23 protein-coding genes are annotated in these 25,521 nt (G+C 63.1%); 11 read left to right on the top strand and 12 right to left on the bottom strand.

Features of this window, described 5'->3' with window-relative positions; all coding sequences use genetic code 11:
• Positions 1 to 166: 166 nt before the first annotated feature.
• Entirely contained in the window at positions 167 to 1,108 is a 942-nt protein-coding gene (locus BUS12_RS00255; protein ID WP_074293692.1) for a LysR substrate-binding domain-containing protein, read from the bottom strand.
• Positions 1,109 to 1,242: 134 nt separating this feature from the next.
• Here BUS12_RS00255 and BUS12_RS00250 point away from each other — a divergent pair, with 134 nt between their 5' ends.
• Both BUS12_RS00250 and BUS12_RS00245 read left to right on the top strand, forming a co-directional pair.
• Positions 1,243 to 2,013: a transporter substrate-binding domain-containing protein gene (locus BUS12_RS00250; protein WP_074293691.1), complete on the top strand. Its 771-nt coding sequence runs from the start codon at positions 1,243 to 1,245 to the stop codon at positions 2,011 to 2,013.
• A gap of 61 nt (positions 2,014 to 2,074) precedes the next feature.
• Positions 2,075 to 3,190 (top strand): succinylglutamate desuccinylase/aspartoacylase family protein, encoded by a 1,116-nt coding sequence (locus BUS12_RS00245; RefSeq protein WP_074293690.1) that lies wholly within the window; start codon positions 2,075 to 2,077, stop codon positions 3,188 to 3,190.
• A 99-nt stretch (positions 3,191 to 3,289) separates the two neighbouring features.
• Here BUS12_RS00245 and BUS12_RS00240 read toward each other — a convergent pair whose 3' ends face one another.
• Together BUS12_RS00240 and BUS12_RS00235 are read right to left on the bottom strand one after the other, a co-directional pair.
• Entirely contained in the window at positions 3,290 to 5,419 is a 2,130-nt protein-coding gene (locus tag BUS12_RS00240; protein WP_074293689.1) for a phosphocholine-specific phospholipase C, read from the bottom strand.
• Positions 5,420 to 5,481: 62 nt separating this feature from the next.
• Positions 5,482 to 5,835, bottom strand: coding sequence for a lipase chaperone (locus BUS12_RS00235; protein ID WP_074293688.1), 354 nt, complete (start codon positions 5,833 to 5,835; stop codon positions 5,482 to 5,484).
• 215 nt (positions 5,836 to 6,050) lie between these two features.
• Here BUS12_RS00235 and BUS12_RS00230 point away from each other — a divergent pair, with 215 nt between their 5' ends.
• The 4 genes from BUS12_RS00230 (at position 6,051) to BUS12_RS00215 (ending at position 13,542) form a co-directional block, all read left to right on the top strand.
• On the top strand, positions 6,051 to 8,000 hold the full coding sequence (locus BUS12_RS00230) for an amylo-alpha-1,6-glucosidase (RefSeq protein WP_074293687.1): 1,950 nt from the start codon (positions 6,051 to 6,053) through the stop codon (positions 7,998 to 8,000).
• A gap of 93 nt (positions 8,001 to 8,093) precedes the next feature.
• A complete protein-coding gene (locus tag BUS12_RS00225) occupies positions 8,094 to 10,817 on the top strand; it encodes an MGH1-like glycoside hydrolase domain-containing protein (protein WP_074293686.1) in 2,724 nt (907 codons plus the stop codon).
• Positions 10,818 to 10,971: 154 nt separating this feature from the next.
• Complete coding sequence (zwf, locus tag BUS12_RS00220) at positions 10,972 to 12,570, top strand: glucose-6-phosphate dehydrogenase (RefSeq protein ID WP_074293685.1); 1,599 nt, start codon at positions 10,972 to 10,974, stop codon at positions 12,568 to 12,570.
• Between the two features lie 207 nt (positions 12,571 to 12,777).
• Positions 12,778 to 13,542, top strand: coding sequence for an ROK family protein (locus BUS12_RS00215; RefSeq protein ID WP_074296915.1), 765 nt, complete (start codon positions 12,778 to 12,780; stop codon positions 13,540 to 13,542).
• 42 nt (positions 13,543 to 13,584) lie between these two features.
• Here BUS12_RS00215 and BUS12_RS00210 read toward each other — a convergent pair whose 3' ends face one another.
• The 4 genes from BUS12_RS00210 to BUS12_RS00195 form a co-directional block, all read right to left on the bottom strand.
• Positions 13,585 to 14,580 carry an aldo/keto reductase gene (locus BUS12_RS00210; protein WP_074293684.1) on the bottom strand — a complete coding sequence of 332 codons (996 nt, stop codon included), beginning with the start codon at positions 14,578 to 14,580 and terminating at the stop codon, positions 13,585 to 13,587.
• A gap of 56 nt (positions 14,581 to 14,636) precedes the next feature.
• The gene (locus tag BUS12_RS00205) at positions 14,637 to 15,854 is read right to left on the bottom strand and encodes an MFS transporter (RefSeq protein ID WP_074293683.1); all 1,218 of its coding nucleotides are present in this window, start codon (positions 15,852 to 15,854) and stop codon (positions 14,637 to 14,639) included.
• A 207-nt stretch (positions 15,855 to 16,061) separates the two neighbouring features.
• On the bottom strand, positions 16,062 to 16,367 hold the full coding sequence (locus BUS12_RS00200) for a HigA family addiction module antitoxin (protein ID WP_074296913.1): 306 nt from the start codon (positions 16,365 to 16,367) through the stop codon (positions 16,062 to 16,064).
• A 74-nt stretch (positions 16,368 to 16,441) separates the two neighbouring features.
• The gene (locus BUS12_RS00195; RefSeq protein ID WP_429307674.1) at positions 16,442 to 16,795 is read right to left on the bottom strand and encodes a hypothetical protein; all 354 of its coding nucleotides are present in this window, start codon (positions 16,793 to 16,795) and stop codon (positions 16,442 to 16,444) included.
• A 240-nt stretch (positions 16,796 to 17,035) separates the two neighbouring features.
• On the opposite strand from BUS12_RS00195, the gene BUS12_RS00190 reads away from it, so the two are divergent.
• Complete coding sequence (locus tag BUS12_RS00190; protein ID WP_074293681.1) at positions 17,036 to 17,689, top strand: TetR/AcrR family transcriptional regulator; 654 nt, start codon at positions 17,036 to 17,038, stop codon at positions 17,687 to 17,689.
• Positions 17,690 to 17,748: 59 nt separating this feature from the next.
• On the top strand, positions 17,749 to 18,534 hold the full coding sequence (locus tag BUS12_RS00185) for a ProQ/FinO family protein (RefSeq protein WP_074293680.1): 786 nt from the start codon (positions 17,749 to 17,751) through the stop codon (positions 18,532 to 18,534).
• Between the two features lie 20 nt (positions 18,535 to 18,554).
• On the opposite strand, the gene BUS12_RS00180 is transcribed toward BUS12_RS00185, so the two are convergent.
• Together BUS12_RS00180 and BUS12_RS00175 are read right to left on the bottom strand one after the other, a co-directional pair.
• A complete protein-coding gene (locus BUS12_RS00180) occupies positions 18,555 to 19,013 on the bottom strand; it encodes a GNAT family N-acetyltransferase (RefSeq protein ID WP_074293679.1) in 459 nt (152 codons plus the stop codon).
• Positions 19,014 to 19,099: 86 nt separating this feature from the next.
• Positions 19,100 to 20,092 (bottom strand): CPBP family intramembrane glutamic endopeptidase, encoded by a 993-nt coding sequence (locus BUS12_RS00175; protein ID WP_074293678.1) that lies wholly within the window; start codon positions 20,090 to 20,092, stop codon positions 19,100 to 19,102.
• 270 nt (positions 20,093 to 20,362) lie between these two features.
• On the opposite strand from BUS12_RS00175, the gene BUS12_RS00170 reads away from it, so the two are divergent.
• Positions 20,363 to 20,995, top strand: a complete 633-nt coding sequence (locus tag BUS12_RS00170; RefSeq protein WP_074293677.1) for an HAD-IA family hydrolase — start codon at positions 20,363 to 20,365, stop codon at positions 20,993 to 20,995.
• An 88-nt stretch (positions 20,996 to 21,083) separates the two neighbouring features.
• On the opposite strand, the gene BUS12_RS00165 is transcribed toward BUS12_RS00170, so the two are convergent.
• Positions 21,084 to 21,623: a hypothetical protein gene (locus BUS12_RS00165; RefSeq protein ID WP_253189972.1), complete on the bottom strand. Its 540-nt coding sequence runs from the start codon at positions 21,621 to 21,623 to the stop codon at positions 21,084 to 21,086.
• Between the two features lie 243 nt (positions 21,624 to 21,866).
• Between BUS12_RS00165 and BUS12_RS00160 the strand changes: the two genes are divergently transcribed.
• The gene (locus BUS12_RS00160; RefSeq protein WP_074293676.1) at positions 21,867 to 22,661 is read left to right on the top strand and encodes a sulfite exporter TauE/SafE family protein; all 795 of its coding nucleotides are present in this window, start codon (positions 21,867 to 21,869) and stop codon (positions 22,659 to 22,661) included.
• A 125-nt stretch (positions 22,662 to 22,786) separates the two neighbouring features.
• On the opposite strand, the gene BUS12_RS00155 is transcribed toward BUS12_RS00160, so the two are convergent.
• Both BUS12_RS00155 and BUS12_RS00150 read right to left on the bottom strand, forming a co-directional pair.
• Entirely contained in the window at positions 22,787 to 23,554 is a 768-nt protein-coding gene (locus tag BUS12_RS00155; protein ID WP_074293675.1) for a resuscitation-promoting factor Rpf1 domain-containing protein, read from the bottom strand.
• 212 nt (positions 23,555 to 23,766) lie between these two features.
• On the bottom strand, positions 23,767 to 24,975 hold the full coding sequence (locus BUS12_RS00150) for a DUF1444 domain-containing protein (RefSeq protein ID WP_074293674.1): 1,209 nt from the start codon (positions 24,973 to 24,975) through the stop codon (positions 23,767 to 23,769).
• Between the two features lie 375 nt (positions 24,976 to 25,350).
• Between BUS12_RS00150 and BUS12_RS39570 the strand changes: the two genes are divergently transcribed.
• Positions 25,351 to 25,485, top strand: coding sequence for a hypothetical protein (locus BUS12_RS39570; protein WP_290439552.1), 135 nt, complete (start codon positions 25,351 to 25,353; stop codon positions 25,483 to 25,485).
• The last annotated feature ends 36 nt before the right edge of the window (positions 25,486 to 25,521 follow it).

The following is a 25,521-nucleotide window of genomic DNA, read 5'->3' as shown; positions in this document are numbered from 1 at the left end:
TCATCGTAACCTGCTGACGGTGCAGGCCGGAGCCTTGTCCGCTGACGGCGAGGGTTTGGCGGATAAATCGGACCATTGGATCACGCGTGGCTTTTCCTGCCCGCAACGTCGATCTGCAAGCCGATATGCAACGCGCACCGCTTCTGTCTTCAGCTTCTGTCTTCAGTCACGGCGGATTGGCGCTGTTCTGGGTGGCGCGCACAGTGCGGGTGTATGACGCGATCATCGTCGCGAGTTCCTGCGCCGCCGGTGTCACGGGAATAGCCGCGCGCTGCAGCAAGCAGACGTTCTGCTCGACGGCGCGCTCGCGCACGGGGACCGTGGTCAGCGTCTGAGCGAACAGCGGATGCCGCGCCACAATCGACGATTCGAGCGAGAGGCAATCCGTCTCCCCGACCAGGTGCAGGCTCTCGAACAACCCCTCGACCGTCGCCAGGATCCTGGGCGGCGGCAAACCGTGGCTTTCAAAAAAATTGTTGAGACGGTTGGCCTGTGGGTCGTCTGTCAGGTTCGGCGAGCGGGTGGCGATCCACGTGCAGTCCGTCAATTTGGCGAGCGAAGTCGCCCTGGCTTTCGGATGACCGCGCCGGCATACGACCACCGGATCGGATGGGTAGAGCGTGGTCACGGAGAGATCGGTCGTGTCCGTGTACTTCGAAACCAGTGCCGCAGCGAAGTCCAGCGTGCCTTCGCGGATCCACGCAATCATCATGCGTGAGGTGCCCGTGCGCAGATGCACGGCCACCCGCGGAAAACGCGTGCGGAATTCGGTGAGGACCGGTGCCAGTGCATCGATCAGCGGCTCGGTGGTCATGCCGAACGAGACCTCGCCGACATAGTCGCCACGCAACTGCTGCACCTCCTGCTCGACGCGCTCGCACTCGCCGAGAATCGCCCCGGCCCGCTGCAACAGCCGTTGACCCAGCGCTGTCAGTGCGATGCCGCGGTTAGTGCGGGTGAACAGCGTTGCGCCGAGGATCAGCTCGAGATTCTGCAATTGCTGGGTGACGCCGCTTTGTGCCGTGCCGAGTGCCCGCGATGCCGCACGAATGCTGCCGTGCTCGGCTATCGCGGTGAACACGCGCAACTGGGAGATCGTCAGGGCCATGGCGGTAGCGAGAGGGGTGATCGGTAAAGGTGATCATGATAGCCCGCCAGGGACTTCTTCGATGCACCGGCGAGGGTTAGCATGAGCCCGGACCACACCTCTCCCCATTCACCTCCTTACCCGACCGGCTCTCCATGAAGACTCCGTTGATGATCCTGATCGCCGCGCTGAGTTTCAGCAGCGGTGCGTTTGCGGCTGACGGCAACACGCTGCGGCTTGGCATCGATCCAAGTTACCCGCCGATGGACGCCAAAGCGCCGGACGGCAGCGTGAAGGGTTTCGACGTCGATCTCGGCAACGAAATCTGCCGGCGCATCCACGCGCATTGCCAATGGGTCGAGCTGGAGTTCTCCGGGATGATTCCGGCGCTGCAGGCGCGCAAGATCGACGCGATCATGTCGTCAATGGCGATTACCGCCAAGCGCGAGCAACAGATTCTGTTCTCCTCGAAGCTGTTCCAGTTCAAATCGCACCTGGTGGCGAAGCAAGGCTCGGGGCTGAGCGATTCGGTGGCATCGCTGGCCGGCAAGCAGATTGGCGTGCAGTCGGGTACGCAGTTCGAGACCTATGCGCAGGCCAATTGGGCGCCCCACGGCGTCAACGTGGTGGCGTACAAGAGCCAGGATGAGGTCTTCACCGATCTGATCAACGGTCGTCTGGACGGCGCGTTGCTGGGCACGGTGGAAGCCGATCAGGGCTTTCTGCGCACGCCGGCCGGCAAGGGTTTTGCGTTTGTCGGCGCACCGCTTTCGATGGGCGATCGCGGCGTAGGCATCGGCCTGCGCAAGGACGAGACGGCCTTGCAGGCGTCCATCAACGACGCCATCGCCTCGATGCTCAAGGACGGCACCTACGCGCAGATCGCCCACAAGTACTTCGATTTCGATCCGTACGGCGGCAATTGAAATTGGGCGCTGCGATTGCATTGCGGCGCCTATCTACAGTGAGTCCCCACCTCATTTGCACATGAAAAAACAGTCGATTCCGCTTCTGTCGCCCGCTATCGGTACGCATCGCGAACTGGTGAGCTTCCATTTCGGCCCCACGGATAGTGGCCAGAAAATCTACTTGCAGTCCACCCTGCACGCCGACGAGACGCCGGCGATGCTGACCACGGTGCTGTTGAAGCGCCGCCTGCTTGAACTCGAGGCCCAAGGCGCGCTGGCTGCCGAGATCGTGGTGGTGCCGGTCGCCAATCCGGTGGGACTCGGGCAATACGTGTTGGGGCAGTTCCTCGGACGTTTCGATCTGGGCAGCGGCAAGAATTTCAACCGCCATTTCCTGCAGTTCACGCGCTTGCTGGAGCGCGCCAAGGGCACGCTCGGCCCGGACGTGGCGGCTAACCGCCAGCTCGTCCGGCAGCTGATCAGCGAACAACTGGAACAGCACAAGCCGCTGACCGAGTTCGAATCGTTGCAACTGGCCTTGCTGAAGCTCTCGTTCGATGCGGACGTGGTGATCGATCTGCATTGCTCGCTGGAGGCGGTGATGCACGTGTACACGAGCGAGTCCGCATGGTCCGACTTCGAGCCGCTCGCACGGTATCTCGGTTCGCGAGCATCGTTGCTCGCCACCGACTCGGGCGGTGAAGCCTTCGACGAGACGCACAGTTTGTTGTGGTGGCAACTGCAGCAAAACCTGCCGGCGCATCAACCGGTCGACAACGGTGCGATTGCGGTGACGGTGGAATGCCGTGGCCAGCGCGATGTGTCGTACGCGGTGGCGCAGCAGGATGCGGACGCGCTGATCGATTACCTGACGTACCGCAAGGCGATTCGCGGTGAGGCGAAGCCGCTTCCCGAGCTGCTCACGCCGGCGACGCCGCTTGCCGGCAGCGAACAGTTCTATGCACCGGTGAGCGGGATTCTGGTGCACCGGGCGAACATCGGCGACACCATCCGCGTGGGCGATCCGCTGTTCGATATCGTCGATCCGTTGACGGACGAAACCACCACGATCAGCAGCAAGACAGAGGGTATTTTCTACATGCGCCGCGCGATTCGCTTCGTCACCGCGGGTGCGCCGCTGGGGCGGGTGACCGGCACGCGTGCGGTGCGCACCGGAGTGCTGCTGGGGGCGTGACGGGCATGCCGTCCATCCGCTGAACCCGCCGGACATCGATCTTGCACGCCCCTCTTGCGAGGCGCGTGTCGATCGATGCCCGGCGGCACCTCAGAGACTTCAGACCACGGTCAAGGTCGGCGCCACAGCGGCCGGATCGCTGATGCTCGGACGGCCGTTTTCGACGTGGCCGGCAAGGCGGCGAGCGAAGCTGGCGTCTTCAGCGCTGCTGACCGTGAGATCGTACCAGTGATGGCTCGACGCCAGCACCCATGCCTCTTCGATCTCCGCACCACCCGGCACGATCACCTGACGCGGACGCGCGCCGTAGGCGTTGTCCGTCACCGTCAGGCGCGCAATGCCGCGGCCCTTGTTGCTGAACTTCAGGAACACGTTACCGTTCGCCACGTCGTAATGCGTGCGGACTTCCGGCAGCGACGGCTTGCTGTTGTTCGTCTGCGTTTGAGCCGCGTTGCCGGCGAACTTGCGCACAAAGCCGTTCGGGCCGAACACTTCGAACGTGTACACGCCGCTGGTCGTCGTCAGGTCGAAGGTTTCCTTCAGGGACTTGCCGGCTTCGACGGTGTAGCGCCACGGTCCGTCCGTGCGATTGGTTGCGTACACATAGAAGTGCGCGCCTTGCTCGCCGGTGTTGGCCAGTTCGATCGTGAAGGTGTTTTGCGTGGCTTCGAGACGACCGTTCACATGCAGCTCATACGGCAGCGCGCGGGCAAAGCGGATGCCGGATTCCTGCGCGTCGAACGGACCCGGCGTGGCAGGCACCACAGGCTTCGGGTTCGTCGCGCATTGGTTGTTGGCGGTCGTGATGTAGTTGCTCGTATCCGGCAGCGGCGGCATCGTCGCGTCCGGCGTGCGGAAGTCGAACGCCTTCGTCAGATCGCCGCAGACGGCACGGCGCCATTCCGTGATGTTCGGCTCGTACACGCCAAAACGCTTTTCGATGAAGCGGATTACCGAGGTGTGATCGAACACCTGCGAGCAGACAAAGCCACCCTTGGTCCACGGCGAGACGATTGTCATCGGCACGCGCGGTCCAAGGCCGAAGGGCAGGCCGTCGGCGGTGTAGCTGCCGCCGCGGTAGGGGTTCACGACGTTGTGAATCTCGCCTTCCACGCTGACTGTCGACTGACCCTGTGCTGCCGTCGTGGCCGGTTGCGGCGGCACGATGTGATCGAAGAAGCCGTCGTTCTCGTCGTACATGATGAACAGCACGGTCTTGCTCCAGACTTCCGGATTCGACGTGAGCGCATCGAGAATCTGCGAGGTGTATTCCGCACCGTATGCCGGCGTGTAGCTCGGATGTTCCGAGTAGGCGGCCGGCGGGCACAGCCACGAGACCTGCGGCAGGTTGCCTGCCAGCACGTCGTTCTTCAGGTCGACGATGGTGCGCACCGTCTGTGCGCGTTCGTACAGCGCCGAACCCGGCTGGGCGTTGATGTAGTTGACGAAGTTCTGCAGCACGTTGGTGCCGTAGTTGCCGTTCAGCGGATCGGCGCCCGTCAGGCCCTGCTGGTAGACCTGCCACGTGATGCCGGCGGCCTGCAGACGTTCCGGGTACGTCGTCCACGACAGCAACTGATATTGCGGCGGACCGTCGCCGTCCACGTAGTCGTTGTTGTCGAGCAGCGGGCCGCCCATCGTGCCGCTCGGGTCGATCATGCCCGTCATCAAATACGAGCGGTTCGGGTGGGTCGGGCCGGCCAGCGAGCAGAAGTAGGCGTCGCAAACCGTGAAGGCGTCAGCCAGCGCGTAGTGGAACGGAATGTCGCTGCGCAGGTAATAGCCCATCGTCATGTCGGTCTTGTACTGGGGCCACTGGTTGTACGCACCGTTGTTGATGGCATAGTGCGTCGGGTACCACGAGTGGTCCAGATCGCCGATGCACTGCGCGCTGGTGGTCTGCGTGTTCAGATGGAACGGCAGGACCGGTTGCGCCGCATTTTCCTTCGACGGCTGATACCACACCGGTTGCTGGCCGCCCGGCAGCGGAATCGGGAAACGGTCGTTGTAGCCACGCACGCCGCGCATATGGCCGAAGTAGTGGTCGAACGAACGGTTCTCTTGCATGAACACCACAATGTGCTCGATATCCTCGATCGTTCCGGTGCGCGAATTTGCCGGTACGGCGAGCGCATTGCGGATCGATTCGGGGAATGCGGCCAGTGCGGCGGCTGCACCGGCGGACGATGCGACGGTCTGCAGGAAACGGCGACGGCTATTTGAGGTCATTGGTTATCACCTTCTGCGGGGGTAAAGAATAGCGCGGCGGGCGCGCCGGGGGAATCCGGTGGTCAATTGCTATTGCTGTTCTGTCCGCTGTCGCCGGGCGCGTAGTGCAGCACGGGTGCGACTTGCTGGCTGTCTGCCGCGAGGCTCGCTTCGACGCTTTGCACGGCGCTGTCGGAGGCTGCGTCGGGCGAGGCGTTGGGAAGACTCGTGAGCGTTGCGGATGCGCCGAAGGCAGGCGGCGGCAGCGCCGGGCTGGTCGCCTGAGCCGACGGAGTGGCCGCTGAGTTGACCGCATCGGGTGCGGCACGGCTTTGATCGGCGCTTGTCGATGCGCCGTCGTCCGGTCCGCATGCGGATAGCATGATGGTTGTGAGCGCAACGAGTACAGCCGTGGCCGCGACGTAGTGTCTTCTCATGTCTGCATCCAGATTCGGGTTAGCGCATGCAGTCTCCAGAGACTTGAAGAAAAATTTATGAAAGATCGTGTAACGTTTGCGAGCCGTTACACCCGCGTGAAAATTGTCGGTTGTTCGAAAGGCGCGCGACACATTGGAGAGGAAAAACGCAGCCACTTCGCCCCGTTGATGGGCAAATCGGTAATATCGAAGCTGTACTAACGGTAGGCGTAAAAATGACACGTATCGAAAAGCCTTTCGATTCCTTCCTGCTCGAGCACGAGTGGCTCGAGGCCGATGGCTTTGGCGGTTTCGCGTCGGGAACGGTCGGTACGGTGCGCACGCGCCGCTATCACGCGCTGTTGCTGACGGCGACCCATGCGCCGGGTGGACGCGTGGTACTGGTCAACGGCATCGAGGCGTGGCTTGAGGAGAACGGCAAGCGCTATCCGCTGAGCATGCAGCGTTACGTGCCGGACGTCGTGTACCCCGATGTCTCGTCCAGCCTGCTGGGTTTCGATACGCAGCCGTGGCCGAGCTGGCGCTTCCAGCTCGACGCGGAGGCGGTGCTGATCGCCGAAGTATTCGTGGCGAAGGTGACTGGCGAGACAGTATTGCGTTGGCGCTTCGAGCGGGGCAGTGCGAGCGACACTACGGTTGCTGGCTATACCTTGCACGTGCGGCCGCTGCTGTCGGGCCGCGATTATCATGCGCTGCACCATGAAAACGCTGCGTTCAATTTCAACGCGGATGTAGACGCAGCGCATGCTCGCGTTAGCTGGCAACCGTATGGCGATCTGCCCGTGATCCATGCATCGACCAACGGCACGTACACGCATGCGCCCGACTGGTATCGAAACTTCTGCTACGTGCGTGAGCGCGAACGCGGGCTCGATTTCAGCGAAGACCTCGCGACGCCCGGTGTGTTCACTTTCTCGCTCGCCGATAGCGAAGCGTTGATGATCCTGCAAGCGGGCGCTGAGCCGGAGACCACGTCAGTGGTCGACCGCTTCAAGGCGCTTGCCGACACCGAATATGCGCGACGTAACGCCTTCGCCTCGAGCCTGCATCGATCCGCCGACGCCTATCTGGTGGCGCGCGATGGCGGCCGCACCGTCCTCGCGGGGTTTCCATGGTTCACCGATTGGGGACGCGATACCTTCATCGCGATGCGCGGCTTGCTGCTGGCGTCCGGGCGTCTCGAAGCAGCGGAGTCGATTCTGCTCGAATGGGCTAATACGCTCTCCGAAGGGATGTTGCCGAACCGCTTTCCCGATTACGGCAGTACGCCCGAGTACAACGCCGTCGATGCCTCGCTATGGTTCGTGATTGCCGTGCACGACTATCTCGCGGCAGAGCAAGCCGGCGACGACACGCGCAAGCGCTTGCAGCAGGCCGTAGAGGCGATTCTCACAGGCTATAGCAGCGGCACGCGCTTCGGCATCCGCGCCGATGACGACGGCCTGTTGCGCGCCGGTGTGCCGGGTGTGCAACTGACGTGGATGGATGCGAAGGTTGGCGACTGGGTGGTGACGCCGCGCATCGGCAAGCCGGTCGAAGTCCAGGCGCTGTGGATCAACGCCCTGCGCATTGCGACGGCCTGGAATGCGCACTGGCAGGAACCCGCGGCGCGGGCGGCGCAGGCATTTCATGAACGGTTCGTCGATCCGGTGTCCGGAGCATTGTTCGACAACGTCGACGTGGATCATGTTGCGGGGGCGATTGACCGATCGATCCGGCCGAATCAGATCTTCGCGGTGGGAGGCTTGCCGTTTCCGTTGCTCGAAGGGGCGGCGGCACGCGCGGTGGTCGATCAGGTGGAGACGCATCTGCTGACGCCGCTGGGTTTGCGCAGCCTCGCGCCTTCCGATCCGGCTTATCGAGGACGTTACGCGGGCAGTCCGGTGGAGCGTGACGGCGCCTATCACCAGGGAACGGTGTGGCCGTGGTTGATCGGGCCGTTCGTCGAAGCATGGTTGCGCGTGCATCAACCGGACGAGGGGGCGAGGGCGCAGGCGCGCACGCGTTTTCTTGCGCCGCTTGTGGAGCATCTGGATCACGACGGGCTCGATCACATCTGCGAAGTCGCCGACGGTGATGCACCGCACCAACCTGGCGGTACGCCGTTTCAGGCCTGGTCGTTGGGAGAGTTGTTGCGGGTGAAGCGGATGCTGGCGAATGGGTAACTGAACCTCCGTGCCCGCGCCGGCGCATCTCGCTCTGAAAAAGCGCTACGATGTGAATCCCACCGCCAAGCTCGTAAAGCAAGGGAACGCTCCATGCCGCCGCTGCGTGCCGCCAATCTGCTCGCAACCATCGAAGGCGCCCGCCTCCACTCCCGCGAATGTGCCCATTGGCAGCGCTGGGGCCCCTATTTGAGCGAACGCCAGTGGGGCACCGTACGCGAGGATTACAGCGAAAACGGCACCGCGTGGGACCATTTCCCGCACGATCATGCCCGCAGTCGCGCGTATCGCTGGGGCGAAGACGGCATTGCCGGTTTCGGCGACGACAAGCTGAACTGGTGCGTCTCTCTCGCGCTCTGGAACCGCCGCGATCCGATTCTCAAGGAGCGTCTGTTCGGTCTCACCAACGCGCAGGGCAATCATGGCGAGGACGTCAAGGAACTGTACTTTTACCTCGACGGCACGCCCACTCACTCCTATATGCGCATGCTGTACAAGTACCCGCATGCTGCGTATCCGTACGACGATCTGATCCAGGAAAACGCCCGGCGCGGCGCCGATATGCCGGAGTACGAAGTGCTCGACACCGGCGTGTTCGACGATGGATGCTATTTCGACGTACAGGTCGAATACGCCAAGCACACGCCTGACGACATGGTGATGCGCATTACCGTCGAAAACCGCGCGGACGAGGCTGCTACGCTCGACGTGCTGCCGCAGATCTGGGCGCGCAACACCTGGTCGTGGAAGGGGACGCAGGACCGCCCGTCGCTCACTAAGCAAACGGCACGCGGCGAAACGCACCTGGTGGGGCGTCAGCATGGCCACGACCCGATCGTCGTCACTGCATGGTCGAAAGACGCGCCCGAGCTGACATGGCTCTTCTGCGAGAACGACACCAACGTCAAACGCCTCTTCGGTATGGACGGCGCAGGACCGTTCAAGGACGGCATCAACGATTACCTCGTGCACGGCGACGCGCAAGCGGTGCGCTCCGATGCAGGCAGCAAGGCCGCTGCGCATGTGCCGCTCGTCCTCGCTCCGTATGGCCGCGCGGTGGTCTATCTGCGCTGGCGCCCCGAGTCCGCGCCGGACGACACGCCGCTCGACGCCGACGCGTTGTTTGCTCGCCGCCTCGCCGAAGCCGACGCGTTTTATGCGGCGTTGCAGCACGACATGCCCGATCCCGACGCGCGACTGGTGCAGCGGCAAGCGCTCGCCGGCATGCTGTGGTCCAAGCAGTACTACCAGTTCGACGTACAACGCTGGCTTGAGGGCGATCCGGCGCAGCCTACGCCGCCCGCGAGTCGCAAGCATGGCCGCAATGCCGACTGGCGCCATCTGTGCAACGCGGACATTGTCTCGATGCCCGACAAGTGGGAATACCCGTGGTACGCGTCGTGGGACCTGGCGTTCCATGCGGCGGCTTTCGCGCTGATCGATCCGGAGTTCGCCAAGCGTCAGTTGCTGCTGCTGGTGAAGGACCGCTATCAGCATCCCAACGGACAATTGCCAGCCTACGAGTGGGCTTTCAGCGACGCCAATCCGCCGGTGCATGCATGGGCCGCGTGGCGTGTCTATGAAATCGACCGCGCGCTCACCGGCAAAGGCGATCGCGATTTCCTCGAACTGGTGTTTCACAAGCTGCTGCTGAATTTCTCGTGGTGGGTGAACCGCAAGGACGCCGACGGTCACAACATTTTCCAGGGCGGCTTTCTTGGGCTCGACAACGTCGGCATCTTCGACCGTTCGTCGCCGCTGCCCACCGGCGGCCATATCGACCAGGCCGACGGCACCGCATGGATGGCGGCCTACGCGCTCGACCTCATGCGGATCGCGCTGGAACTGGCGTTCGCCAATCATGTGTTCGTCGATATCGGCGTGAAGTTCTTCGAACACTTCCTGTACATCGCCGAGGCGGTCAGTTGCGACGACGGCTGCGATACGGGCCTGTGGGATAGCGCAGACGAATTCTTCTACGACAAGCTGAGACTGCCCGACGGCTCCAATGTGCCGATGCGGGTGCGTTCGATTGTCGGACTGATTCCGCTGTTTGCGGTGCACGTGCTCGAAGAACGCCTGCACGGCGCGCTGCCCGGCTTGCGCGACAGGCTGTTCTGGTTTCTCGAGCACCGTCCCGATCTCGCCAAACTGGTATCGCGCTGGGACGAACCGGGCAAAGGCAACAACCTGCTGCTGTCGTTACTGCGTGGGCATCGCATGAAGGCGCTGTTGCGGCGCGCGCTCGACGAGTCAGAATTTCTTTCCGATCACGGTGTGCGGGCGCTGTCGCGAGTGCATCGCGACGAGCCGTTCGTGTTCCGGCATAACGGCGACAGCTTTTGCGTCAAGTATCTGCCGGCCGAATCGGATTCGCGCGTGTTCGGCGGCAACTCAAACTGGCGCGGGCCGGTCTGGATGCCGGTCAACTATCTGCTCATCGAGTCGTTGTACGAATTTCACCGCTACTACGGCGACGATTTCCGCGTCGAGTTTCCCACCGGTTCCGGTCAGAAGTTCTCATTGAGCGAAATTGCCGACCAGCTCGCCAAGCGCTGCACCACGCTGTTTCTGAAGGACCGCAACGGCGAGCGCCCGGTCATGGGCGCGTATCCGCTGCTGCAAGCCGACCCGCGTTCGCGCGATCTTGTGCTGTTCCACGAATACTTTCACGGTGACAATGGGCGCGGCGTCGGCGCTTCACATCAGACCGGCTGGAGCGGGCTGGTCGCGCTCCTGTTGCAACCGCGTGCGATGTCGGAGGCCGGCGTTGTGCCGGTTGCCGGCGAGGCTGAGGCGGCGCTTGTGACCAAGTAGGCGCGCGTTGCAGGACGGCAGGGCGGGATTCGGCGCATCACCGAATCCTTGCAAGCAGACGATTCGCGACTGTTTTTGAACTGTGCGGCTACGGGCATGGTCTTTCCTATACCGCCACGTCTGTTCCATTGGCTTCTCTGGATTGAGTGAACCTATGTCGACTCCTTCGAACGCACCCGATTCAACGTCCTCCGCCACCAGCCCGAAGCTGGATCTCGGCTCGCACGCCTCCAACCCGGCGGGACCGGCAGGCAAACATCCCGCGCCGCCCTGCACGCTGGTGATCTTCGGCGCAGGCGGCGACCTCACCAAACGTCTCCTGATGCCGGCGCTGTACAACCTGACGGTCGACGGCCTGCTCGATGCGCAGATGAAGATCATCGGCGTGAATCACGGCGAGGGCGAAACCAGCGCATGGCGCGACGAACTGTCCGCCGCGTTACAGCAGTTTGCAGCCGACAAGGCCAGCACCTTCCATACCTCGAAACTCGACGAGAAGGCATGGGGGTCGCTCGCGCAACGCCTCGAATATATGGCCGGCGAGTTCGAAAGCGACGATACGTATGCCAACCTGAAACAGAAGCTCGCCAACACGCCCGGCGGCAACGTGGTGTTTTACCTCGCGGTCACCTCGCGTTTCTTCAAACCGATTGTCGAACACCTCGGCAAGGCGGGCTTACTGAAGGAAGGCGACGACGGCGCTGGGTTTCGTCGCGTCGTGATCGAGAAGCCGTTCGGCACCGACCTCGCCTCCGCCCGCGATCTCAACGCACATATCCTGAGTTATGCGAAAGAAGAGCAGATCTATCGCATCGACCACTTCCTCGGCAAGGATACGGTGCAAAGCATTCTCGCCGTACGCTTTGCCAACGCCTTGTTCGAGCCGGTGTGGCGACGCGAGTATATCGACTGCGTACAGATTACGGCGTCCGAAACCATCGGCGTGGAAGGGCGCGGTAAGTTCTACGAGCAAACCGGCGCGTTTCGCGACATGTTGCCCAATCATCTGTTCCAGTTGCTCGGCATGGTGGCGATGGAACCGCCCAATTCCTTCGACGCCGAAGCGGTGCGCGACAAGAAGGCCGATATCTTCGACGCCATCCAGCCGTTGAAAGCGGATGACGTGGTGTTCGGCCAGTACGGGAAAGGACCGGCAGGGCAGGGGTATCGCGAGGAACCGGATGTGGCGTCCGATAGCCAGACGGAGACCTATGCGGCAGCGCGCGTGTTCATCGAAAATTGGCGTTGGGCCGGCGTGCCGTTCTATCTGCGTACCGGCAAACGGCTTGCCGCGCGCCGCACGGAGATCTCCGTGCAACTGAAGGCGGTGCCGTTCCGCCTGTTTCGCGATACACCCGTCGACGCGTTGACGCCGAACGTACTGACGTTGCGGATCGATCCCACCCACGGCACCAGTTTCGATTTCAACGTGAAGGCGCCGGGGCCGGTGATGCAGATGGGCGCGGTGCAGTCGTCGTTCAACTATGGCGATTTCTTCGACGAACAGCCCAACGTCGGCTACGAAACGCTGTTGTACGATTGCATGCTAGGCGACGAGACGCTGTTTCAGCGCGCCGACAGCATCGAGACGAGCTGGGCCGCGGTGGAAGACGTGCTGCATCCGAAGGGCAGCCCGCTGCCGGTGCATGGCTACCCGGCGGGTAGCGCGGGTCCGGCCGAGGCCGATGCCTTGCTCGCACAAAACGGCCATACGTGGCGGCCTTTGAGCAAGGACGCGGACGCAAAGAAGTAAGGCGCAACTAAACACTCCCAGGGGACCACTGTGGCGACACGTCAGACCAACGTCAAAGGTAACGTCAAGAGCCGTGCCGAGGGCACCGGTAAAACCACCGTCAAACGTGCGGCTAAGGCTGCGACGAAAGCCGCGCCTAAAGCCGCGCTTAAAGCGGCTCCTAAGGCTGCACCTAAAACCGCGCGTAAGACCGCAGCCAAGGGCGGCGTGGAGCAGATTCTTGCCATCGATGTAGGCGGCACAGGCCTGAAGGCCGCGATCATCGACGCCAACGGCAAGATGCTCACCGAGCGCCTGCGCGTGGCGACGCCGCATCCCTGCACGCCCGAGCAACTGGTCGATGCGCTGGTCAAGCTCGTGGAGCCGCTGGTGGCGGCGCATCCGCCCACGCGCATCTCGATCGGCTTTCCGGGTGTGGTACGCAACAACCGCGTGCTGACGGCGCCGCATTTCGGCGACGAGGGCTGGCACGACATTCCGCTTGCCGAGTCGCTGGCCAAGCGGCTGGGCGGCTTGCCGGTGCGCATGATCAACGACGCCGAAGTGCAGGGCTTCGCGGTCATCGAAGGCCACGGCATCGAATTCGTGCTGACGCTCGGCACCGGTGCCGGCACGGCGCTGTTTCGCGACGGCGAACTGATGCCGCATCTCGAACTGGCCCACCATCCGGTCAGCAAAAACCGCGCTTACGACGAATACATCGGCGACGCGGCGCGCATGAAGGCGGGCAACAAGCGCTGGAATCGCCGCGTCGAGAAGATCATCGGCATTCTTGCTTCGCTGGTGAATTACGACAAGCTGTGGATAGGTGGTGGCAACGCCGCGCGCCTGACCTTCAAACTGCCGGCGAACGTCGCGGTGGTGTCGAACGATGCGGGTATCGAAGGCGGTGCGCGACTTTGGCATCCGCTTTCCCTGCGGGACACGCGGCAATTCCCGGAAGCAACCCAACGCACGGGTGCGTTCGAGTGAGGCGATGCGCGGTACCTCGAGCGAGGTGCCGCGCCTTGCTATTTAGCGCGCGGCATCGCCCCAGCGATACTCGTGCGTCGCGTCGTCGAGTTGTGCCTTCAGTTCCGCGTTGAGCGTGAGGTCTATTGCACTCAGCGTGTCCGTCAGTTGATCGGGGTTGCTCGCACCGATGATCGCCGAGGTGATCAGCGGATTGGCAAGCACCCAGGCAAGCGACGTTTTCGTCAACGAGGCGCCGGAATCCACCGCGATTGCACGCAGCGTGTCGATGGTTTCGAATTCGCGCTTATGCCAGTAGCGCTCCTGATACAACGCACCGGCTTTGCCGACGGTGGCGGTGAAGCGTCCTTCCGCAGGCTGCGTATCGTGACGGTGCTTGCCGGTCAGCAGGCCGCCCGCGAGCGGGTTGTATGGGATCACCGCGAGCTGTTCCTCGCCGGCAAGCGGTAGCAACTCCCGCTCGATCTGCCGGAACAGCAGGTTATAGCGCGGCTGTACGGAGACGAAGCGGGCCACGCGCAGCACATCCGCGCGTCCCAAGGCACGCGCGAGCCGGTATGCCAGGAAGTTCGACACGCCGACATAGCGCGCTTTGCCCGAGCGCACGATGACATCGAGCGCTTCGAGTGTTTCGTCGAGCGGCGTCTCGGGGTCGTCGGAGTGCAACTGGTACAGGTCCACATAGTCGGTGCCGAGGCGGCGCAGCGACGTATCGATGGCATCGAGCAGGTGCTTGCGCGAGGCGCCCTGATCCCACGGCGACGGTCCGACTTTCCCCACCGCCTTGGTCGCGACGATGAAGCGATCGCGCTTGCCCTTCAACCAGCGGCCGACGATTTCTTCGGTACGTCCCGCGAGGTTCTCGCCACCGCCGAGCGGATAGACGTCCGCCGTATCGATGAAGTTGACACCGGCCTCCGCCGCCTTGTCGAGGATGCTGTGCGAGACCGACTCTTCGGTCTGCAAGCCGAACGTCATCGTGCCAAGACATAGACGTGAAACGCTTAGGCCGGTGCGGCCGAATTTACGGTATTGCATGGTGGACTCCGCGAGAGGATCAGACTGCCGGTTACGTTAAGCGAAAAGCATAACGCTTATCCACGATTGGCGTCGGCGGGGCGGCCGACCATTTGCTGTTCGCCGAAACGCACGGCGACCGCCGTCAGGCAGGCCATCGCAACGCCGCCGAGCGTGATGAACACGTCGCTGGTGGAGAGCAGGCTCGTCAGCACCGCACCGAAACACGGCGCGATGAACTGCATGAACATTCCCGCGGACTGCAGCGCCGCGCTGGCGCCCGCCACCTCGTCCGGGAGACGTCGGGCGATGAACAACCGGCACTCGACCCTGAAACGTGCGCCGGCGAGGCCGGTCGCAAAGAAAGCGGCGGCCATCATCCACTCAGCCGGCCGTAGCGGCAGCCGGAAGATCCCGCCAATGGCGACGAACAGCGCTGACGAGACGAACGCCGGCGCGAGTAGCGCGCCCAGACCGGCTTTCTGCGCGTTGCGCCCCATCGGCAGCAGACTGCCGAGCACGCCGCCGAGCGCAGAACAGGAGACCACGATGCCCAGCAAGGACTTGTCGAAGCCGTGGTTCTTCAGCATCAATGGAAACTGGTTGTTGACGGCTGCGGCGAGCGCGAAGTAAATGCCGACACAGAGCAGCAGCGGCACGATGGCTCCGCGCAAAGGGATTCGCGCCGCGGTTTGCTCGTCAGGGGCTGAAGGGACTGAGGACGATGCCTTGCCGTTCGACGCGGACCCCGACGCCGACGCCAGCATCAGGACAATCGCGACGGCGATCAACACAATCGATACCTCCATCGTGTGATTGTCGCCGGCCCAGGCGCCGACGATGCCGCCGGCCGCAGGCGCACAGATCTTCGCCACGCTTTGCGCCAGACTCAGAAGCCGGAACGCGCGGCTTTGCTGCGCCTCGTCGACGCGAGTGGTGACGTAGAGCGTTTCGGACGGATCGGTGAAACCGAGGGCCGCCGATTTCAGCGCGACGACCAGCAGAAAAGCGATGAAGTTGCCGACCCCAAGCAACGCGGCCGTTGTGCCCAGCGTGAGCGTCAAGGCGATCACGAGAACCCGCGTGCTCGCATAACGGCTGCAGACCCGGCTGATGGTGCGTGTCAGCAGAATGGGCGGTACCAACAATGCCGCGCTCAAGATCACCAGGTCGAACGGGGTCGCGTTGAACCGATAAGTCGCAATGTTCAGAATGGCGAGAAAGTTAATCCAGCCACCAAAGCTGGCAAAGAAACTGCCGGTCAGAAACGTATAAAAGCGGCGATCCCCGGACATAGTCACTCTCAATGCGGATTGGATTTGTAAGGTGTGATGAGCCGACCTGAAACAGCAGGCGCAACGAAGCCTTCGAAAATGTTCGAATCGTTATCTAAGGAATGCTAAAAACCACGACGAGACGACGCGAACCCTTGACGACCCAAGGGTTCGATGCCGCTTGCTAAAGGGTGATGCGGATGATGCTTGCCGTCGAAATGCCGGCCTCTAGAACAGCGCCGGTTGCTGCGCCGACACCATGGGTACAACGTTGAGTTCGTCGAGCCGCAGGCGCGCTTTGGCGAGATCGTGAAGCACTTGCCGTTGCAACCAGGTTTCAGCGCCGCCACCGAACGCCTTGTCGAGTCGCAGCGCCATCTCGGGTGAGATGCCTGCCTTGCCGCTCAACAGATTGGTTAATGCCTGGCGGCTGACGCCCAGAACCAGCGCACCCTCGGTGACGGTCAAATTGAACCGCTCGAGGCAGTTCTGCCGGACAGTGACGCCGGGATGGATGAATTCTGAATCGGCCATGGGACGAACAATATCGGCGAACGCGGTGTTCGTCAACTGACAAGCGCTTCTTGTCATAGGCGTGATTCAGGGTTTTAGCGTGCGTGCTTGTCCTGCCAGACCTTGCCGAAGTGCACGGACGTAAAAAGTCCGATGGCCAACGCACCGGCGAGCGGCGCGATCAGGTCCGGGGTGAAGTCGAGCGTGACCGGGTGGCGCGAAAACAGATAAAGACCGACCAGCAGATTGAAAAAGCCCCACACGAAGTTCACGAGCGAGGAAGAGTCGCCGACGCCGTGCGGTTTCGCAAAGGGTGACGGAAAGGGGACGCCCTGCAACCCTGCAACGAGGTGCGGGATGCTGTTGCAGAGAAAAGCACCGGCAAAGAAAGCAGCGAGGTAGTGCATGCGATGACCTAAGGAAAGGGTGGTGTGACGGATTGCTTTCATGCTGCTAACGAAAGCGCGGACAGTCAGTCAAAACCGGATAGCCTTGAAAGATATGAGAGGATATCCTCTCATAAAATAGTAGAGGACACCCTCGCATAAGTCAAACGCCGCATGCTGCCGCGAGACGCGCATGCCGGCGTTTCGTCCGCGCGGGCCGACACCAGATTTGGGTCTTCGCCGCCACCAGCGCTAACATGCGGGTCGATTCCTGCAAAACACCGGTAGATGGGACTAACTGACATGTCAAGCACACGCTCCACGGGCGCGCACGAACCGAAGCGGCAGCGGGGACACCTGCGTGTTGCGGCAATAATGGAAGCGGGCGCCGAGGTGTTCACCGAAAAGGGCTACGACGCGGCGACGATGACTGAGATTGCAGCGCGCTCCGGCACCGCGATCGGCTCGCTGTACCGGTTTTTCCCGTCCAAGGAAGTGTTGGCGGACGCCTTGCTGGAGCGCTACGCGCAACAGTTGATGGAGCGTTTCGCCGCACTCGCCCAGGCGGCGTCTGCCATGACGCTCGACGCGCTGGCCGATGCGCTGGTCGACTTCATGATGTCGTTGCAGTCGCGGCGCAGTATTGCTGTCGCACTGCTTGACGCGCGCGGCGGCAGCGACGAGCGGCGCGTGAAGTTTCGCCAGGCGATGCGCGAAGGATTGGCGGGCATTCTGCGCACGGTCATTCCCGCGCTCAACAAGGCGAAATCGGAAACCATGGCGGTGGTGCTTCTGCACGTGCTCAAGGGTCTCGCCGTTGTCGCGGACGAAAAACCTGCGGCACGCCGCTTGCTTCAGGCGGAAATCCGGCAGCTCGTGCACGTCTACCTGGATTCGGCGCAGCGCCCGTTTACGGCCACAACCCGCGCCGCGCCTGGTGATGCGCCGAAAGCGTAAATATCGCTTTCTGATCGAACTGCTACAATCCACGCATTTTCCTCGTCGTAGACTGCATCATGGGCTTTGAACAACTCGCTGCACTGAAAGACCAGCTGGCGAAACAGGCTGAAGAAAAACGCGTGGCGAAGCGTGCGCAGCATGCCAAGCCGGCGCAAAACGCCAAGCCAGCGAAGCAGGCCGAGGCACCGAAGCAAGCGAGGCCGGCGAGGCCGGCGAGGCCAGGACGGGCTGCGCCCACGGCTGCTCGGCAGGCTCAGGCTCAGGCGCAGAAAGCGCCTGCGCAAAAGTCGAAACCGGTCGACCCCGTTGTGCTGTCTATTGGCAAGCTGCAGAAGCGGTTCCCGAAAGCGTTCCCCAAGAATCCGGCCCCGAAAGTGCCGCTCAAGGTGGGCATCTTCAAGGATCTGCTCGAACACGCGGAAGAACTCGGCCTGAACGAAGCGGCCCTGCGCGACGCCATCAAGGTGTGGTGCTGGGGTAGCCGCTATTGGGCCTGCGTCACTGAAAACGCCATGCGCGTCGACCTGAACGGTCAGGATGCCGGCCAGGTGCTGCCGGCGGAAGCGGCGCGTGCGCGCGGCTTGCAGGCCAAGCGGCAAAGAACGAAGAACGCGGCGCAAGCTGGCGCGGGTCAGCCGGTCGCTGCCGCTCAGCCTCAGCAAGAAAGCCCCGCGCAGCAGGATGCGGTGGTTTCGCAAGAAGGTTCTGCGGTTCAGCAGGGTGTTGCTGCGCAGGAAGAGCGCGCGGTTCAGCAGGACGTTGCTGCCCAGCATGACGTTGCAGCCGAGCAAGGCCATGCCGCTTCGCAAGACAGCGCCGCCCAACAGGGCAACGCAGCTTAATCAGGCAGCGCCGTCCTGAATCAGGACGGCGCGGACAACGTCAACGCCATCGGCGTACTCATACCGAATCGCCGTGCATCCTCCACCGGCATGAATCCCATCGCGCGATAAAACTCCACGGCGTTCGCCGCCGCATTGATCCGCAGATAAGGCCGCTCGCTGCGCGCCGCGCATTGTTTGATTGCTTCCTGAATCAGAAGACGACCGATGCCGCGCCGGTGGTAGCTCGGCTCGACAAACAGACTGCACAGATTCCAGAAGTTCTTCACGAGTACGACGCCAACGATGCGCCCGTCATCGACGCATTTCAGGTGCACGCATTGCTGGGCATGCTCGAACGCCCAACGCATGTTCGCGAGGACATTGGCGACGATCTCATTCATCTCCGCCTCCTCCACCGGCACGCTCGTTTTGATGGTTCGCAGCATCATCGCTTCGAGGCTGAATTCGTCGTTGGTCTGGATGTCTTCGATTTTCATCGGATGGTCGTGACGTGCAGGTGATCCGCGCGTAGCGTCTGGCCGCAATCACGCAGTGTTTGCTGACGGCGATATGAATGGTTCTGCTAACTGTTCGTTAGCGGTTGCTGCCGTGCCGGTTTCCAGCCGTTGCCGCTGAACGGAGACGTGGTGCGGCGTCCCCACCACAAGCGCATCAGCACGGCCATCACGGCGAGCAGCACAAGCGCCAGCACGCTGCCTTCCGGGCCGGTTTTGCCGCCGCTCAGCAGGACGTTACCGAACGGATGTGCGGTGAAGAACCGATGGTCCACCAACGTGCCGCTGTCGGACGTGCCGTAGAAGTACGATTCGCCCCAGTCCCAGGCGGCATGGAAACCGATCGCCCAGAACAACGAGCCCGTATACCAAAGGCTCAAGCAGAACACGATACCGAAGGCTCCAGCGGAGATGAGACCCACGGGTGTTTCGCCGGGATTGGAACCGTGCAGGCCGCCGAACAGGACCGACAGCAGGATCGCGCTCCACCAGAAACCGATGCCTTGCGTCAGCGTGTATTGAAGGTAGCCGCGCAACGCCGACTCTTCGAAAATGGCGACCAGCAGGAACACGCCGCCCCAGGCTAACGCGCCCAACCATGCGGTCGCACCATGTGCCGTGGGGGCGTCGAGCGTCAGCACGTGCATCTGCATCAGCGCAAACACCGTCACGCTGATCGCAACGAATCCGCAGATCAACCCACCGGCGAAGCGTGACCATCCTGCGGACCCTTGCAAGCCGAAGGACAGCATGGGACGCCGCTCGATAGCCGACACCACGGCCAATGCCACCATCAGGCTGACGATCTGGACGCACTCGCCGAGGTAGAACGGCAGCAGCGTCAACAGCGACTCGCTGTTAGGGATGGGTCCAAAAACATAGTGCAGCAGCTTGGCCATGCCGAATGCGACGCCGAGAAACGTCGCAATGAACAGCGCGATTCTCCAGGGCCACCGAATGCCGTGATTGCCGACGAACACCCGGCGCAACAGCCGCTTGCTGCGCGCTGAAGTTGTCAGGTCATGGGTGGTTTGTGCGGATTGCTGAAGTGAGTCGTCCAAGAAACCCTCCGTTCTATTGACGACGATGGAATGGGCGCATTCGGTTCTCTGTACTCGTATCGTGGCTGAGGCGCCCCGCTTGTTGATGCGCCGCATATATATCGCGGCGGTCCACTTGAGCGCATTACTTTAACGTCGTTTCGTACGTTATGCCAACCGACACGATTGCGGACGCAACTGCCTATGCTCGCCGAGGGTAAGATAGCCGCACCAGTCACCCCGGCGCTTCGGGGTGACGTGTCGTGTCAAGTGAGCTTCAGTAATCGATCCATGGCAATCAAACTCGCAATCTTCGATTTCGACGGCACCTTGGCCGATACCTTCCCGCTGTTTATCGACTCGATCAATGGTCTCGCGGTTCGCCATGACTTCAGACAGGTCGAGCATCACGAAGTGGACAGGCTGCGCTCCATGGGCGCACGCGAGATCCTCCGTGATTTGCGGCTGCCCGTACATCGTGTGCCCAGAGTGCTGCTCGATTTCAGGGCGCTCATGCAGCAGCGCAGCGGCGAGATCCGGCCGTTCGCCGGCATCGCGCAGGCGCTGCAAAGCCTCGCGGACCGTCAGGTCATGCTTGCGTTGGCTACGTCGAATTCGCTTGCCAATGTCGAGGCCGTGCTCGGCGAGGCGCTGGTCGAGCGCTTTGCCGCGGTCGAATGCAGTTCGGGTTTGTTCGGCAAAGCGCATCGCCTGCGCAGAATCCTGCAGGCGACGCGCGTCGAAAGAACGGACGCCATTTACATTGGCGACGAGATTCGCGATGCACATGCGGCGCGCAAGATCGGGATCCGTTTCGGCGCGGTGGGCTGGGGATACACGGACTTCGCCGCGCTGACGCGCATGAGTCCGGATGCGGCGTTCAACGAGCCGGGTGAGTTGACCGGACTCGCGGATCGAAGCTGAGCGGCAACGCGCACTACGGAGCAATCCTTCAAGCTGCCGCAGCGCCCGACTGCCGATCTCCTGATCCGCCGCCGCCCCGCACTTGCCTTTACACCAGCAGCGAAATGATGCCGCCGATGGTGAGCCCCGCTGCGATCCACCGTCCAGCCGTGTAGAAAGCGTTGTGATTTTCCTGCGGCTGATCGGGGCGCTCGAGTCCCAGCGTGCCGTAGGCGAGCGACTTCAGCGGCGAGACGTTGGCGGTATTGCCGGGATCGTCGGTCGTTCCTGCGGTGCCGGCGTCGCTCGTGTCGCTTGTGTCATCTGTCGTGCCTGCGTTGCTTGCGGCAGCCGCTGTGCCCGTTGTCGTGCCGGTGTCAGTGGCGCCGTCAGTATCGTTCGACGTCGCGCTGTCCTGTGTAGCCGTGCCGCTCTGGGCGCCGCTCGCTTCCCGCGCCGCGGCGGCCGCGCCCTCCGGCGAAATGGTGACGGCCGAATCCTGGCTCGGGCCACTGGTCGCCGAGGTCGCGGCGGTGGTTGTGGTCGGGGCAGCATTATTCGCGGACACCGATGCCGGATCCGATGCTGCGTTTTCGCTGGCCGCTGTTTGCGTCAGCGTGGGTGACGGCGCGGCGTTGCTGATTTGCATGGCAATCTTTCCTCATTCTTGTATCCCGGCCGGCAGGGCTGCGCATCGAAAGGCCACGCGTGCAAAGCCACAGCCGCAAAGCAGGTCATACGACAAACCGCCCCCGGTCGTACGATCCCATCACGTCTGTTTTGACGACCTTGCAGAAACTTATCTTTAGCGTTGGTAAGGCGCCGTAAGGGCCAGTCCCGGCCCTGCGCGCGCCGCGGTATCATGCGGCTCCGGCGGACATCGACCCCATCCATGGTTCACATCACTCTTTCCGACGGCGTTTTAGGCTCCGCGCTGCAGGCACTCGATCTGTACGCGCTGCTCGGCATCCTGGCTGCGCTGGTATTGGGCGGCATGGTGAAGGGGGTGGTCAGCATCGGCGTACCGCTGGTCGCGATGCCGATTCTCAGCCACTTCCTGCCCATCAAGGCGGCGGTGTTGCTGTTGTCCATGCCGATCATCCTCGGCAATATCCCGCAGGCGCTCGAAGGCGGCCAGATGCTCGCCACGGTGCGCCGGATCGCGGCGCCGCTGGTCGGCACGGTGCTCGGCAACATTGTCGGCGTGACGATGCTGATTTCGCTGGCGCCGCATCGTGCGCAAGCCGCCGCCGGCATTCTGCTGATCGTCGCGGCGCTGCTGCTGTTCGCCTCGCCGCGGCTCACGCTGTCGCCGGGCCTCGCCAAACCGGTGGGTCTGGTACTCGGCTTTGGCGCGGCCGTGATGGAGAGCATCGCTTCCGTGCCCGGCCCGCTGCTGGCCATGTACCTGATCGCCACCGGCGCGAGCGGCAAGGTGTTCACCAAGCAGATCGCCATCATCCTCGTGGTCTCGATCATTACGCTGATCGTCGCGTTCAGCGGCGGCGCGCACGCGAGCTGGATCGATCTCGCTCTCTCGGCCGCCGCAAGCATTCCGGTGATTGCCGGCATGCTGATCGTGCGGCCGCTGCGCGACAAACTGCATCCGGCGGCTTTCCGCAAGCTGGTGCTGCTGTTTGTCCTCGCGGCGGCCGCGCAGATGATCTGGAAGTCTGGGGTTCTTTAGACGCGTTACCGGCTTTAGGCGCAGTCGTGACGGCGCCTGAGTTGGCCGTCGAGGCCGGCGCACCCAACCCGGTTGAACCCGGCCCAGCGCACCCAACCCCGCGCCTACCGCGCCACGCCCCTCGCTCAGGCCGACACGTCGACCAGCACGCCCACCGGCTGCCAGTTCAGGCTGCTGGCGGTACCCGACAGGCCATCGAGCACGTCGGACAACGTCACCGTCGTGCCCGGGTCCGAATCGAGCGCGGCGACGTGCGCCTGCAACGCGTTGTTCAGATTCGACACGGCGCTGCCCAGCGGATCCTCGCCGTCTTCCGCTTCCTCCGGCTCGGAAACCTCCACGTCGTCGACTTCGACGTCCCACTCGCCGGCGTCGTCATCCGCATCGTTGTCGACCGCGTTGGCGGCGTTCGACAAGTCCGCAATGCGCGACCCCAGGTCGCGATACGCGCTGACGCCGCCGCCCGAGCTGGCCGAGTCGTTAAAGCTGGCGATCGCGTTGCTCGAACTGTTGCCGGACGAGGTGCCGCCGTTGTCCGCCGAGATCGATTGCTGCAGGGCCAGCGCCTGATACAGCGCGGCGAGGAATTGCGCGCCGGTGCTGGTTGCGTCGGAGCTGGACGCGCTCACGCCGCTCGTGCTGCTGCCGTCCGCGCTGTCCGCGCCGCTGGTGCCGGTACTCGTGAGCGAGCCGGCCGGCATGCTATAGCCGAGTTGCGACAGCGTCTGCTGAAGCGCGGCCATCAGCGGGTCGGTACTCGAGGCCGACGTCGTGGACGAGTTGTCCGATGCGGCCTGTTTCTCGGCAGGTACCGCGTCCACGGACGACGGCGCAGACGGTGGGGTAGGCGCCGGCAGCGACGCCATCGCCATACCAAACGAATCGACTGACATGGTCCATTTCCTCCAGATAAGCACGTTGGATAGCGCAGGCGCGCACGCAATCGAAAGACGAACTCACTTCGACGGCACGAGCCTGATCGAACGGGTTATCGGTGGGATGAGCCTGGAATTTGATGGTTTGTAAGGCGACGAAAGAGCAAGCCGCCTTTCGTGAATATCTGGCGGCCCGCCTGCGACGGCAGGAAGCGGCAGACGGCGCGCGTCTACGTATCGCCAGGTGCGAAGGACGCGAACTGGCCCGGATCGGGAAAACCGCGAGTCCGATACCGCACAGGGTACATCGGCTCTTCTTCGAGCAAGCCGCCCACGAGCGGTGCGATCTGCTGCCACGGCACGATGCGCGTCTCGCCCGACTCGGGACGCACCAGCACGATGCGGTCGGCCTGGGGCAGCAGGGATTCGACGCCCGCCGTCCATGTCGCGGCGGAGAACATCTCGCCGGCTTCGTCTTTCGCGCCATAGAGCAGGTAGTTGGCGACGAACACATCGCGTCCTTCCTGCTTGTGCAGGCGGTCGAGCGCGGCCTTCTGCGTGTCGTAGTCATCCTTGCGATAGCGCAGCGCGAGCTGGGCGAGCCGTTGCGTCACCTCGGCCTGACGCGGCGTGAAGCGGCGCAGGCCTTCGTGGTAGCAGTACATGAACGGCGACACCGGACGGCCGCTCTGCGCGGCCTCGCGGCTCAATTCGATCATGCGCGCGAGGCCGCCGTCGTCCTTGTCGCTGGTGACGAGCAACACGTCGCGGGTGGGAATCATGAAGACGGGAAAGCCGTGCACCGGTGCGCGGTGCAGCAGGTCCGGCAGCAACGCGCGGCTTGCGTCGTAGCCGTCGCGCCAGTCGCCGCGATACACGCCGCGCGCCACTTCGACGAACGCATCGGCGGTGATGTCGCGGAGGTTGTCGCAGGCGATCGCGAGCGCATCGTCGAGCGTCAGGCCCCACGACTCGACTGGCCCGCTCATCAACGTCGAAGTGGACTCAGGATAATCGAGCGCCAGCAGCACCGCGCAGTCGTCGTCGAACGCACGCCATTCGGGGGCGAACGCCGCCGTTCGGCCGGCCGTGCGAAGCCGATGCAGGCGCACGTCTTCGAGTACCCCACGGCCACGGATCAACGGGCGCAGCATGGCGCGCGCGTCGGACAGATGCTCGGGCGCCGCCTGCTGGCTCGCGCATAGCGTTGCGACGAAGCCCTGCAGCGCGGTCTCGCGCGCCGGCTTATCGCTGCCGCAATACGCGCGGTAGGCGTGGTGCAGGTTGAAGACGGCGTGGTCCCCGTGTTCGAGCCGGAACTCGTCGGCGTTGTAATGCAACGAAGTGTCGAAACCCCGGCGTTTGGCGGCCTCGATGAACAGGGCAGCGAACGCGTCCGGCGTGGGCTTGCGTACGAACAGCGCGTCGAAAAATCCCATGTTGAGCAAAGGCAATAAGGCGAACGGGGGCGGTCGATCGAGGGCGCCGTACCGGTTAGGCGCAATGGGAACGTCGTCGCAAATCGCGGCCGGTCAGGTCGCCCAGTTTTGGGGCATGCAAGGAATAACGGCCTCGCGCGGCAATTCTTGAAGGCGTTGTGCGTGGCATCGTTTGATGCGGCTGTGCTGCGAGGGGTGGGCGGTGCAGGCGTGACCGCCGCTGGCGGCGTGCCGGCTTGCGAGCAGTCCGGCTGTACGTCGGGCTAGAATCCCTCACAGACAGGCGCGGGGCGGCTTGGCTTATTGACCGGCAATGGCAGGCAATGGACTGACGTAAAGACGGCCCCGCGCCGGCCACCGACAGAGGTCATTCAGATGAACGAATCCGTCAACGAGTTCGATACGTTATTGAAGTCGCGGCGCTCAATCCGGGCGTTCCTGCCGACGCGGGTCAATCAGTTACGAACCGAGCGCGAACCCGTCGAGCGCTTTGTGAAGTTCCTCGAATAGCTCGCCACAACAACCCCACTCAAACTCCATTCCCCA

This window comes from Paraburkholderia phenazinium (assembly GCF_900142845.1).
Taxonomy (GTDB): domain Bacteria; phylum Pseudomonadota; class Gammaproteobacteria; order Burkholderiales; family Burkholderiaceae; genus Paraburkholderia; species Paraburkholderia phenazinium_A.
Note: the sequence above shows the minus strand (reverse complement) of the source record. Positions and strands in the feature narration are given on the sequence as shown.